Origin of the sequence: Pseudoduganella sp. R-43 (assembly GCF_049913255.1) — a bacterium.
GTDB lineage: Bacteria > Pseudomonadota > Gammaproteobacteria > Burkholderiales > Burkholderiaceae_D > Rugamonas.
In genome coordinates this window covers 1,418,978-1,431,688 of sequence record NZ_CP183988.1, presented here as the reverse complement: position 1 = coordinate 1,431,688, position 12,711 = coordinate 1,418,978, and the positions used below count along the sequence as shown (strand labels likewise).

Sequence of the window (12,711 nt, the reverse complement as noted above, 5' to 3'; positions counted from 1 at the left end):
TTATAATGAAAGTTTTCGCCAAATTTACAGCCCAAATCATGGAATTAGCCAAGTCTTTCGAGCCTGCCGACATTGAACAGTTCTGGCGCAGCGAGTGGGAAAAGCGCGGTTACTACGCAGCCTCCCTCGACCTGAGCAAGCCGTCCTTCAGCATCCAATTGCCGCCGCCGAACGTCACTGGCACGCTGCACATGGGGCACGCCTTCAACCAGACCATCATGGATGGCCTGACCCGCTACCACCGCATGCTGGGCCACAACACCGCCTGGATCCCGGGCACCGACCACGCCGGCATCGCCACCCAGATCGTGGTGGAGCGCCAGCTGGACGCGCAGAAGGTGTCGCGCCATGACCTGGGGCGCGAAAAATTCGTCGAGAAAGTCTGGGAGTGGAAGGAAAAATCCGGCTCCACCATCACCGGCCAGATGCGCCGCATGGGTACCTCCCCTGACTGGCAGCGCGAATACTTCACCATGGACGCCGAGCGCTCCAAAGTCGTGAGCGAAGTCTTCGTGCGCCTGTTCGAACAAGGCCTGATCTACCGCGGCAAGCGCCTGGTCAACTGGGACCCGGTGCTGGGCACCGCCGTCTCCGACCTGGAAGTGGTGTCGGAAGAAGAAGACGGCTCGATGTGGCACATCAAGTACCCGCTGGCCGACGGCAGCGGCCACCTGGTGGTTGCCACCACCCGTCCTGAAACCATGCTGGGCGACGTCGCCGTGGCAGTCGACCCGACCGACGAGCGCTACACCGCACTGGTCGGCAAGATGCTCAAGCTGCCGCTGGTCGGCCGCGAAATCCCGGTGATCGCCGACGAATACGTCGACAAGGAATTCGGCACCGGCTGCGTGAAGATCACCCCTGCGCACGACTTCAACGACTACGCCGTTGGCCAGCGCCACAACCTGGACATGCCGTCGATCCTGACCCTCGACGCCAAGATCAACGAAAACGCCCCGGCCGCCTACCAGGGCATGGACCGTTTCGCCGCCCGCAAGCAGATCGTCGCCGACCTGGACGCACAAGGCTTCCTGGTCGAAGTGAAACCGCACAAGCTGATGGTGCCGCGCGGCGACCGCACCGGCGTCGTGATCGAGCCGATGCTGACCGACCAATGGTTCGTCGCCATGAGCAAGCCGGCACCTGAAGGCACCTTCAACCCGGGCAAATCGATCACCGAAGTGGCGCTGGAAAAAGTATCCAGCGGCGAGATCAAGTTCGTCCCTGAAAACTGGAGCACCACCTACAACCAGTGGCTGAACAACATCCAGGACTGGTGTATTTCCCGCCAGCTGTGGTGGGGCCACCAGATCCCGGCCTGGTACGACGAGCAAGGCAACGTCTACGTCGCCCGCAGCGAAGAAGACGCGAAGGCACAAGCCGCCGCCAATGGCGTGAGCGGCGCCCTGACCCGCGACAACGACGTGCTGGACACCTGGTTCTCCTCCGCCCTGGTGCCGTTCTCCACCCTCGGCTGGCCGAACGAAACGCCTGAACTGCAAGCCTTCCTGCCTTCGTCGGTCCTGGTCACCGGCTTCGACATCATCTTCTTCTGGGTCGCACGCATGGTCATCATGACCAGCCACTTCACCAACAAGGTGCCGTTCGAAACCGTGTACGTGCACGGCCTGGTACGCGACTCGCAAGGCCAGAAGATGTCCAAGTCCAAGGGCAACACCCTGGACCCGATCGACCTGATCGACGGCATCGGCCTGGAAGAACTGGTGGCCAAGCGCACCACCGGCCTGATGAACCCGAAAGACGCGGCCAAGATCGAAAAGGCCACCCGCAAGGAATTCCCGGAAGGCATTCCAGCCTACGGCACCGACGCCGTGCGCTTCACCATGGCCTCCTACGCCTCGCTGGGCCGCAACATCAACTTCGACCTGGGCCGCTGCGAAGGCTACCGCAACTTCGGCAACAAGCTGTGGAACGCCACCCGCTTCGTGCTGATGAACACCGAAGGCCACGACTGCTCCGCCAACGAAGCCGACCTGTCGGCCGCCGACAAGTGGATCATCTCCGCCCTGAACCGCGCCGAACAGGAAGTGCATAAGGGCTTTGCCGACTACCGCTTCGACAACATCGCCTCCACCATCTACCAGTTCGTGTGGTACGAGTACTGCGACTGGTACCTGGAACTGGCGAAGGTGCAGGTCCAGCAAGGCACGCCGGGCCAGCAGCAAGCCACCCGCCACACCCTGCTGCGCGTACTGGAAGTCATCCTGCGCATGGCGCACCCGATCATCCCGTTCGTCACCGAGCAGCTGTGGCAGACCGTGGCCCCGCTGGCCGGCAAGGGCGGCGATGGCCAATCGATCATGACCCAGGCTTACCCGCTGCCGAACGAAGCGGCGATCAGCGCCGAAGCCGAAGCCTGGATGGGCGAACTGAAAGGACTGACCGACGCCACCCGCAACCTGCGCGGCGAAATGAAGCTGGCGCCATCGGTGCGCGTGCCGCTGATCGTGGAAGCGACCGGCGACGACAAGGCAAAGATGGCCGCTTTCGCCCCGTACATCCAGATGCTGGGCAAGCTGTCGGAAGTGCAGATCGTCGACGTACTGCCGGAATCGCCGGCCGCCGTCTCCGTGGTCGGCACCACCAAGCTGATGCTGAAAGTCGAAATCGACGTGAAAGCGGAACGCGAACGCCTGTCGAAAGAGATCGCCCGCCTGGAAGGCGAAATCGCCAAGGCCAACGGCAAGCTGTCCTCGGAAAGCTTCGTCGCCCGCGCCCCAGCCGCCGTAGTGGCGCAGGAAAAAGAACGCGTCGCCACCTTCGGCGCCACCCTGGCCAAGATGCAGGAACAACTGGCCAAGCTCCCAGCTTAAAAGTCGGGGTCAGGTCTGGCAATCCGCCACCCAAGATGAAAGCAATGCCCGGCCCCAGCCGGGCATTTTTTACCCCGAACTGTAGGTAAACTACATCATTCGTGTTGACATGTAGTCAAACAATCCGTAGTTTACCCCTCTCTACCTCTGCACATCACGCCTCAGTGGTAGTAATAGTACATCCACACCCAAGCAGTCCCGCAAAGGGCACCACGCACTGAGACGCTCCACCCGATAGCCGCTATCGCCCCACTGGCGAGGCGCCCTTGCGCACCCGTTCCGCAGTTCCAACCTGTGAAAGGAGATGTGCATGCAATCGCGTTTGAAACCCCTGGCCGCCGTCCTCGCGGCCTTGTTCGCCGCCAGCCACGCCGGCGCCGGCACCATCCCGGCCGCCCACGTGTACCACAACCACATGCCGAACTTCTGGCCCTTCTACGCCGTCGATCCCCTGGCCAAGTACAACGCCACGCCCGTCGGCGCGCCAGTGCGCTACACCTATGACGCTGACGTGATCAAGCTGAAAAACAATCCGCCAGCAGGCTACAGCTACTACCTGCCTGCCTCGCTGGGTGGCGCCATCATGCCGCACGACGACCTGGTGGCCTACTACACGCCGGACGCCAAGACCGGCGCCTACCAGTACTGGCCGATGCAGGTGGCCAACGAGATGCAAAGCTGGTCCGGCGGCAAGGGCCAGGTCCACGTCACCATGTCCGGCGCCGTCATCAACAACGTGCAAAGCCTCGCCAGCGCGCAGAACGTTCCCGGCTACAGCAACAGCAACTGGGGCGCATCCTGGCTCAATACCTGGAACTCGCTGAAGACCGCCAACAACTACCGCACGCTCGACACCGTGCACTTCACCGGCCACCACAGCATGGGCCCACTGGTAGGCCCCGACTACTTCCTGAAAGACCTGGTCTACCAGAACGCCACGCTAGCCCAGCCCTACTTCCTCGGCAACGGCTTCGTCGCCTCCAAGGGCTTCTTCCCTACCGAACTGGGATTTTCGGAGCGCCTGATCCCGAGCCTGGCCAAGTTGGGCGTGCAGTGGTCGGTCATCGGCAACAACCATTTTTCGCGCACGCTGAAGGACTACCCCTACGCCAGCGTTGACGCCAGCGGCGACACGCTGACGTCCCCGCCCAACCGCGCCGACTTGCGCAACACCTCCGCTAGCGGCAGCTGGGTGGCCGCCAATATGGCCCACGAGCAGCAAGTGGTGGTCAACAAATTCCCGTTCGCCTCCACCCCGCACTGGGTGCGCCACGTCGACCCCGCCACTGGCGCCGTCACGCGCCTGGCCGGCATCCCTGTCAGCCAGAACGGCTCCTGGCTGGAAGGCTGGGAAGGCGCGGTCACGGTCGACGAGCTGGCCCCCTACACCAGCCTGGAAGCGCGCCAGTTCTTCGTGGTGGCGCACGACGGCGACAATTCCGGCGGCCGCGCCGGCGCGCTCAGCACCTGGCAAGCCGGCCACTCGACCACCTGCAGCGGCAACGGCTACTGCCTCGGCATCGACGAATACCTGCGCGCCAAGCCGATTCCCGACAGCGACGTGCAGCACGTGCAGGACGGCTCCTGGATCGACACGCGCGACTCTTCGTCCGACCCCACCTGGTACCACTGGCACCTGCCCTTCCTGATCTGGAAAGGCCAGTTCGCCGACTTCAACCGAGTCACCGGCAACAACCTGGCGCCCAAGACCAACCTGAAAGGGCAGCAGGAAGGCGCCACCGTGTCCTTCGAATACGGCTGGCACTACCTGGAGCGCAATTTCGCCCTGCTGCAAGCCGCCCTCAACTACGCCAAGACCGCCGAGCAGATCTGGCTGGACGGCCACCCCAACCACTGGTCGCCCAGCACCGCGCTGGACAAGCAGGTCACGCACGCCGGCAACCAGCTCAACCCGTGGATGCTGTCCTACCCGGTCAAGGGCGATGCCGCCAACGACTACGCCAGCGGCGCCAACCCGGCCGAACTGGCCTGGTACTTCCTGCTGCCTGCCATGGACTCCGGCTTCGGCTACTACGACGAGAACAAGGACGACTCGGTCAAGCCGACCCTGGCCTTCAACAACTCATTGGCCTTCTCGCGCCCGTATGTGCAGGCGCACCTGGCGCAAGACCGCACCGGCCCTTCCGTGTGGTGGCCGCAGCGCTATCCCTACAACCCCGGTTCGGTCAACGCCTCCAAGGCCGAAGGCTGGACCGTGCAGCATTACAGCAATGACTTCGCCGTCTACACCTACGGCCACGACGTGTCGGGCATCGCCAGCGCCAAGGTCAAGGTGCGGGTCCACGCCAGCAACAATATCGACGCGGCCGACGACACGTACAAGGTGTACGATCCGGCCGCCCTGGCCGGCCAGCCCGGCCTCTCGATCAACCCGGCCAATGTGGGCGCCTGGCAGGACGTGACGATGCAGGTGCGCGAGCTGCAGCCGGACATGAACGGCGTGGCCTGGATTCCCACCACGCGCGACACCATCGCCGCCCTGCCGGCGCAGGACAGCGGCGACCTGTATTACGCCTATATCCCGGGCTACCGCACCCAGCTGCTGGACTACTACGTCGAGATGACCGACACGCTGGGCAACGTCACGCGCTCGGAGATCCAGCAAGTGTTCGTCGGCGCCGGCCGCTACCGCGCCGTGGCCACCGGCTCCGGCTACACGGAAGACATCAACGGCACCGTCAACGGCGTCTATCCCTTCCTGACGATCGACAGCACGCCGCCCAGCGCACCCGGCCAGCCGGCCGGCAGCCAGTTGACCGACCGCTCGGTAAGCCTGGCCTGGAGCGCGGCCAGCGACAATATCAGCGTCACCGGCTACAAGGTATTCCGCAACGGCGTGCTGGCCGGCTCGCCCACCGGCACCGCCTTCAGCGACAGCGGCCTGGCGCCCGCCACGGCCTACAGCTACACGGTAAGCGCCATCGACGCCGCCGGCAACCAGTCCGCCGCCAGCCCGGCGCTGGCCGTCACCACGCTGGCCGCCGACACGCAGGCACCGACCGCCCCGGGCCAGCCGACGGCATCGGCCATCACGCAGGTAGCCGCCACCCTGTCCTGGGCCGCCGCCGGCGACAACTACGGCGTCGCGCAATACCTGGTGCTGCGCAACGGCAGCCAGGTCGGCGCCACCGCCGCCACCAGCTACACCGACAGCGGGCTGGCACCGTCGACCAGCTACAGCTACACCATCAAGGCGCAGGATGCCGCCGGCAATACCGGCCCGGCTTCCGCCGCCCGCACGCTCACCACGGCCGCCGGCAATATCGCCACCGTCTACTACCGCCTGCCCAGCGGCTGGAACAGCGCCAACATCCACTACAGCCCGACCGGTGGTGCCTGGACCGCGGTGCCTGGCGTGCCGATGGCCGCGGCCTGCAGCGGCTGGCTGTCCTACACCGCCAGCCTCGGTTCAGCCAGCAGCTGGCAGGCCGTGTTCAACAACGGCAGCGGCAGCTGGGACAACAACGGCGGCAAGAACTACGCACTGGGCACCGGCCTGTCCAGCGTGGCCGGCGGCGCCGTCACCAGCAGCAGCAACCCGTGCAATGTCGACAGCACGCCGCCCAGCGCCCCGGACGGCCTGGCCGCCAGCGCGGTGGGCGCCACCAGCGTCAGCCTGGCCTGGAGCGCCGCCACCGACAACGCCGGCGTGTCCGGCTACTACGTCTACCGCAACGGCAGCCTGCTCGGCACCGCCACCGGCACCGGCTACGTCGACAGCACAGCGGCCCCCGCCACCAGCTACAGCTACACCGTCAAGGCGATCGACGCCGCCGGCAACGTTTCGGCAGCCAGCGCCGCGCTGGCAGTGACCACCACGGCGGCATCGTCCTGCCAGGTCACCTTCACCATCGCCAACGCCAATACCGTCATGGGGCAGAACCTGTACGTGGTCGGCAACGACACACGCCTTGGCAACTGGGCACCGGCCAGCGGCTTTGCGCTGGCGATCCAGGGCAGCGGCGCCAACGTACCGTGGAGCGGCACCGTCACGCTGCCAGCGGCCAGCGCCATCCAGTACAAATACGTCAAATGGAACGGCAGCACGGCGACCTGGGAAGGCAGCCAGGCCACCGCCTCCGGCAACCGCGAGTTCAGCACCCCGGCCTCGTGCAGCAGCCCCCTTCCGCGCAACGACGGCAACTTCAAGTCCTGATTTAAAAGTCGGGGTCAGGTCTGGCAATCCGCCACATTTTCCGCGATGCGAAAAATGTGGCGGATTGCCAGACCTGACCCCGACTTTCAATTTTCTAGAGTCTTCCCTCCAAAAAAAATAGCATGACCGTACGGTGCCCTGCCGGGTCCTTTGCTACACTGATTTTCCCCAAATCTAAATAAGAGACACCCCCATGCGCCTAACCCGCACAGTGGCGCTGGCTGCGGCAGCCTTGCTGGCTGCCGCTCCGGCATTTGCCCAAGATCCCTCTCCTGTCGGCCTGTGGAAGAACATCGATGACGTCAGCGGCAAGCCGAAGGCCCTGATCCGCATCACCGAGGAAAACGGCGCCCTGCAGGGCAAGATCGAAAAACTGTACCGCGGCCCGGCGGAAGAACAGAATCCGGTGTGCGACAAGTGCACCGATGCGCGCAAGGACAAGCCGATTGTCGGCATGGTGATCGTGTCCGGCCTGAAGAAGGACGGCAGCGAATACAACGGCGGCGAGATTCTCGACCCGAACAACGGCAAGGTTTATAAGAGCAAGCTGGAAGTTGCCGATGGCGGCAAGAAGCTGAAAGTGCGCGGGTATATCGGTATTCCGATGCTGGGCCGGTCGCAGACTTGGGAGCGCCAGGAGTAAACCGGTAAACCAGGGTCAGACCCATAGGGTCAGACCCTGTCTGCTCCACTGCCGTCGGTTTCGGTTGTGCGCTGTTGACTTTCGACGAAGATCAAGGACGCACAACCAAAACCATCCGCCCAAAGACCGTAGGGGGTCTGACCCTGCGGGTCAGACCCCGACTTACCGGGTTTAGCGCTTAGGCAACAGCAACGACGCCAGCGCCGGAATCATCACAATCGCCCCCACCATATTCCACAGGAACATGAACATCAGCAGCAGGCCCATATCGGCCTGGAACTTGATGTCGGACCAGGCCCAGGTCAGCACGCCCAGCGCCAGCGTCACGCCAGTCAGCGCCACCGCCACGCCGGTCGTCTTCAGCGTCTCGAAGTAAGCCTCCTTCAGCTCCATGCCGCGGTCAAGGAAGCACTGCAGCCGGTTGTAGATGTAGATGCCGTAATCGACGCCAATCCCGATCCCCAGCGCAATCACCGGCAAGGTCGCCACCTTCACCCCCAGCCCCAGGCGCGCCATGATGGCCTCGCACAGCGCGGACGTGATATACAGCGGCACCATTATGCAGATGGTTACGCGCAGCGAGCGGAACTCCCACCACACCAGCAGCGCCACGATGGCGTACACCAGCACCAGCATGGTGATCTCGGCCTGCTTGATCACGATATTGGTGGCCGCCTCGATGCCCGAATTGCCGGCCGCCAGGATGAATTCCGCCTGCGGCGTGTTGTTCTCTTTGGCGAACGCCTGCGCCGCCTGCACCACCCGCGTCAGCGTGTCGGCCTTGTGGTCGGCCAGGAACACCAGCACCGGCAGCATCGAGCAGTCGTTGCTGTACAACTCGGACGGAATCATGCGCTGCGCCGAATTGGACACGAAGCGATTGCGCGACAGCGCCTGCCATTTCAGGCTGCCGCCATTGACGTTGGAGATGATCCGCTTCTGCACCGTGAACAGCGAAGTGGTCGACTCCACGCCCGGCACGTTCTCCATCTCCCACTGGAAGCGGTCCACCACTTCGGCAGTCGGGTAGGCACCGCACTCGCCGGCCGGCGTCTTTACCATCACCACGAACACGTCCGAGCTGGTCGAGTAATGGCCGGTGATGTAGGCGTTGTCGCGGTTGTAGCGCGAGTCGGCGCGCAGCTCCGGCGCGCCCGGATCGAGGTCGCCGATCTTCAGGTCGCGGTTCAGCGCAAACGCTGTGGCAAACACCGCCACTGCGCCCAGCACCGCCAGCTTGGCGTACTTGGGCTCCGCAATGCGCGACAGCATGCGCATGAAGCGGTGCTTGCGCTTGGCCTTCCGGGCCTGGTTGCGCAGGCAGGCATCGGTCACGCCCACGTAGGACATCAGCACCGGCAGCAGGAACATCTTGGTCAGCACGATCACCGCCACGCCCACCGAGGCCGAAATCGCCAGCTCGCGGATCACGCCGATCTCGATCACCAGCAGGGTCGAAAAGCCCACCGCATCGCACAGCAGCGCAATGGTGCCGGGAATGAACAGCTGGCGGAAAGTCTGCTTGGCAGCCTCGGTGGCCGACTTGCCGGACAGGCGCTCGCTGGCCATGGTGTTGATGTTCTGCACCGCGTGCGAGACGCCGATGGCAAAGGTCAGGAACGGCACCAGGATCGAATACGGATCGAGCCCGAAGCCCAGTAGCCGCACGATGCCAAGCTGCCAGATTACCGCCAGCGAGCAGCAGAACACCGTCACCAGGGTCGACTTCCAGCAGTGCGAATACCACAGCAGCAGCGCCACCGTCATGGCAAAGGTGATCGCGAAGAACAGGCCGATCGCCTTGGCGCCGTGAATCAGGTCGCCCACCACCTTGGCAAAGCCGACGATGTGGATCTTCACGCCCTGTGCTTCGTACTTGTCGCGCACCAGCTTTTCCAGGCGCTCGGAGAACAGGCCGTAATCGAGCTTGGTGCCCTTGTCCGGATCGATCTCCAGCAGCGGCACCTGCACGATGGTGGATTTCTGGTCCGCCGCCACCAGGCTGCCGATGCGCCCCGAACGCGCCACGTTTGCCCGCACCTCGTCCAGCATGGCCGGCGAACCGTCGAAGCCCTGCGGGATGATCTGGCCGCTGTTCAAGCCCGTCTCGGTGACTTCCATCCACTGCACGTTCGGCGTCCACAGGGACTTCAGGTTGCCGCGGTCCACGCCGGGGATGTAGAACACTTCGTCGGTCACCGCCTTCAGCGTATCGAGATACTCCTTGCTGTAGATGTCGCCCTTGGTCGCCTCCACCGCGATGCGGATGTTGTTGCCCAGCGGGCGCAACTCGTTCTCGTACTTCAGGTAGTTGGCGATGAAGGGGTGGGTGGCCGGCACCATCTTCTGGAAGCTGGCGTCCGGTTTCAGCAGCGCCGCCTGCCAGGCAAACAGCACCGACGCCAGCAGGAAAGCCACCATGATCACAAGGCGGTGCTTGAACAGGCGCGGCTCCAGCCAGTGCTCGACGGAGGTGAAGCGCTGGTGTCCTTCCTCGGCCACCTTGCAGGATTTTTCGTCTTCGCGCTTCATTTCGCCGCCTCCCGCACACCACCCACGCCGGACAGCAGCACCGTGCCATTCACAGCCAGCATGCCGGCCGTCGGCACCGCATCGCCCTGGCGCATAACGCGGAAGCTCACGCCATCGTCGTCGCTGCGCAGCAGCGCGCCATCTTGTGCCGCGAGCACGATGCTGTTGCCCTGCAGGGCGCCGCCCACCAGGCTCTTCTTCGTCACGGCCGGCGTTTCGCGCCAGGTGGCGCCGCCATCTTCGCTGCGGAACACATGGCCGCCAAAGCCGTAAGCGAGCACGCTGCGGCCGGTGAAGATCACGCCGTACAGCTGGCCGCCGTAGCCGGTCTCGATACGCTGCCAGCTTGCGCCGCCGTCGGCCGAGCGGTACACGTAGCCGCCCTCGCCCGCGATGGCCAACACATTGCCAGGCCCGCCCGCAATCGCGTTGTAATGCAAGCCTTCAGGATTGGGCAGGCCCGCGCCCATGGAATTCCAGTGTGCCCCGCCGTCCGTGGTACGGAAAGCCTGGCCGTATGCGCCCACCGCGTAGCCGGTCCTGGCATCGCGGAACCATACGCCCAGCAAAGGGCGCGACGGGCCGAACTTGGCCGCCGCTTCGATATCGCCCAGCGCGTTCTCGGCATCGGCGAGCGCCGCCTTGCCCGCTCCCGCCCCGGCCGCCTGCGCCTTCTCGACTGCCGCCTTGGCATCGGCCAGCATCAGTGCATTGGCCTGGTTGCCGTCAAAGCGGGTGCTCCATTGCGCCCCGCCGTCATTGGTGGAAAGGATCACCCCATCCTGCCCGACGGCCCAGCCGTTGGAAGCATCGGCAAACGCCACGCTGGTCAAGGTGACCGACACCGGTACTTTCGCCTGCTGCCATGGCGCATTGGCGCCGCCATCGCGCACCAGGATGATGCCGCGCTCGCCCACCGCCACCGTGCGCTGGCCGGCCAGCGCCATGGCCGTCAGCATGGCTTTCGGCGCCCGCGCCGACATGCGCGCCGGCGTCTGCAGCGGATCGCGCGCCACGGCCGGCGCCACCGCCAATGCGCCCAGCAGCGCAGCAGCGGCCTGTTTCAATACTATATTCATGCTCTACCTGCGAAAAAATGGGCGCAGCGCTCCCTGTGAACGCAAGCGCCCGAAGAGACACCCCCAAACCCGCTACGCCGTCCTTAGTTGGAAGAGCGGCGCAGCGTATCTGGCGTGAAGTTCGACGGATCGAGCTTGACGCCAAATTTGATCGGCTTCTCCTGGTTGGAGATGCCGGAGAGCAGGTAGCGGCGTGCCTGCAGGTCGTAGAACACTTCGTAGGCGAAGTAGTGGGTCAGCGCATCGTAGTACTGGATGCCGCCGATTTCGTGCACGCGCCACAGTTCGCCGCGGCCGTCGTAGGAATCGGTGTGCAGCACTTCCCAGCTATCCTCGTCCACGTAGAACACGCGCTTGGCGTAGATGTGGCGCTTGTCCTTCTTCAGGGTCGCTTCCACTACCCACACGCGGTGCGGCTCGTAGCGCACGAAGTCCTGGTTGATATGGCCGGGGCGGACGATGTCGGCATACTTGATCGCCTTGTTGGTGATCTTGTAGTTGTTGTAGGAGACCAGCATCTCCTTCTTGCCCACCAGCTTCCAGTCGTAGCGGTCGGGCGCGCCGTTGAAGCCGTCGTAGTCGTCGGTGGTGCGCAAGCCGTCCGCGCCCTGCCCCGGCGAGTCGTAGGCCACGTTCGGCGCGCGCAGCACGCGGCGCTGGCCAGGATTGTAGGTCCAGGCCAGGCGCGATTCCTTCACCTGGTCCATCGGGTCCACCACCAGCAGCGCGTCGCCGGCCACCGAGGACGGGCCGGTCAGGGTCGCCATGTAGTACACCAGGCGGTTAGGCTCGGGGTTGGGCATGCCCTGGGCGAAGGCCACCTTCTCGGTGCGGGTCACCGGCGTGAAGGCGCCGTTGGTCTGCACCGGGAATTCGGCGGTGTAGCGCTCGATGGTGCCGCCGCGGTAGCGCATCAGGTGGTTCCAGATCACCTCGACGCCGGTTTTCGGGATCGGGAACGGCACCGTGGTCTTGGCGGTGCCGGTCACGCCGTTGCCGCCGCCGGTCAGCTCGGCCTTCGTCGCTTCGGCCTTGATGTTGTCGTACACCGCCTGCGGGTAGCCTGCCGTGCGGTAGCTCTTGTAGACATTCATCTTGTAGCTCGGGTAGCGCTTCAGCATCTCCATCTGCCCCGGCGCCAGCATGTCCTTGTACTTGTCCATGTTGGCGGCCGTGATGGTGTACTGGGGCGCTTCGTTCGGCAGCGGGTCGGCGTAGCCGTTCTTGCTGTCGAAGCCGGCCGGCGCCTTGGTGATGCCGCCGGTCCAGGCCGGGATGGTGCCGGCCTTGTTGCCTTCCTTCTCCGCGCCGACCGGCGTCAGGTCCTTGCCCAGGCGGTCTGCTTCCGCCTGCGGCAGGCCGGCCAGGGCGCTGCCCGCGATGCACGCCAGCGCTGCGGCCAGCAAGCTTTGCTTCATCATCTTCATCTACATGTCTCCTGTGTCT

6 protein-coding genes are annotated in these 12,711 nt (G+C 64.5%); 3 read left to right on the top strand and 3 right to left on the bottom strand.

Annotated elements, in window-relative coordinates; genetic code table 11:
• Positions 1-38 precede the first annotated feature (38 nt).
• The 3 genes from ACN9M3_RS06715 (at position 39) to ACN9M3_RS06705 (ending at position 7,654) form a co-directional block, all read left to right on the top strand.
• Positions 39-2,834, top strand: coding sequence for a valine--tRNA ligase (locus ACN9M3_RS06715; protein ID WP_426321338.1), 2,796 nt, complete (start codon positions 39-41; stop codon positions 2,832-2,834).
• Between the two features lie 310 nt (positions 2,835-3,144).
• On the top strand, positions 3,145-7,011 hold the full coding sequence (locus tag ACN9M3_RS06710) for a carbohydrate binding domain-containing protein (protein WP_426321336.1): 3,867 nt from the start codon (positions 3,145-3,147) through the stop codon (positions 7,009-7,011).
• A gap of 193 nt (positions 7,012-7,204) precedes the next feature.
• A complete protein-coding gene (locus tag ACN9M3_RS06705; RefSeq protein ID WP_426168931.1) occupies positions 7,205-7,654 on the top strand; it encodes a DUF2147 domain-containing protein in 450 nt (149 codons plus the stop codon).
• A gap of 171 nt (positions 7,655-7,825) precedes the next feature.
• Here the strand turns inward: ACN9M3_RS06705 and ACN9M3_RS06700 are convergent, their stop codons facing one another.
• The 3 genes from ACN9M3_RS06700 to ACN9M3_RS06690 all read right to left on the bottom strand — a co-directional run bounded on the left by ACN9M3_RS06700 (position 7,826) and on the right by ACN9M3_RS06690 (position 12,692).
• Positions 7,826-10,186, bottom strand: coding sequence for an efflux RND transporter permease subunit (locus tag ACN9M3_RS06700; RefSeq protein ID WP_426321334.1), 2,361 nt, complete (start codon positions 10,184-10,186; stop codon positions 7,826-7,828).
• A complete protein-coding gene (locus ACN9M3_RS06695; RefSeq protein ID WP_426321332.1) occupies positions 10,183-11,265 on the bottom strand; it encodes a WD40/YVTN/BNR-like repeat-containing protein in 1,083 nt (360 codons plus the stop codon). The genes ACN9M3_RS06700 and ACN9M3_RS06695 overlap by 4 nt, the downstream gene beginning before the upstream one ends.
• 83 nt (positions 11,266-11,348) lie before the next feature.
• Positions 11,349-12,692: a DUF1329 domain-containing protein gene (locus tag ACN9M3_RS06690; protein WP_426168923.1), complete on the bottom strand. Its 1,344-nt coding sequence runs from the start codon at positions 12,690-12,692 to the stop codon at positions 11,349-11,351.
• Positions 12,693-12,711 lie beyond the last annotated feature (19 nt).

What these genes read in the sequence shown, in the direction of transcription:
- ACN9M3_RS06715 (WP_426321338.1), top strand. Translation starts at nt 39, where the DNA reads ATGGAATTAGCCAAGTCTTTCGAGCCTGCCGACATTGAACAGTTCTGG.
- ACN9M3_RS06710 (WP_426321336.1), top strand. Translation starts at nt 3,145, where the DNA reads ATGCAATCGCGTTTGAAACCCCTGGCCGCCGTCCTCGCGGCCTTGTTC.
- ACN9M3_RS06705 (WP_426168931.1), top strand. Translation starts at nt 7,205, where the DNA reads ATGCGCCTAACCCGCACAGTGGCGCTGGCTGCGGCAGCCTTGCTGGCT.
- ACN9M3_RS06700 (WP_426321334.1), bottom strand. Translation starts at nt 10,186, where the DNA reads ATGAAGCGCGAAGACGAAAAATCCTGCAAGGTGGCCGAGGAAGGACAC.
- ACN9M3_RS06695 (WP_426321332.1), bottom strand. Translation starts at nt 11,265, where the DNA reads ATGAATATAGTATTGAAACAGGCCGCTGCTGCGCTGCTGGGCGCATTG.
- ACN9M3_RS06690 (WP_426168923.1), bottom strand. Translation starts at nt 12,692, where the DNA reads ATGAAGATGATGAAGCAAAGCTTGCTGGCCGCAGCGCTGGCGTGCATC.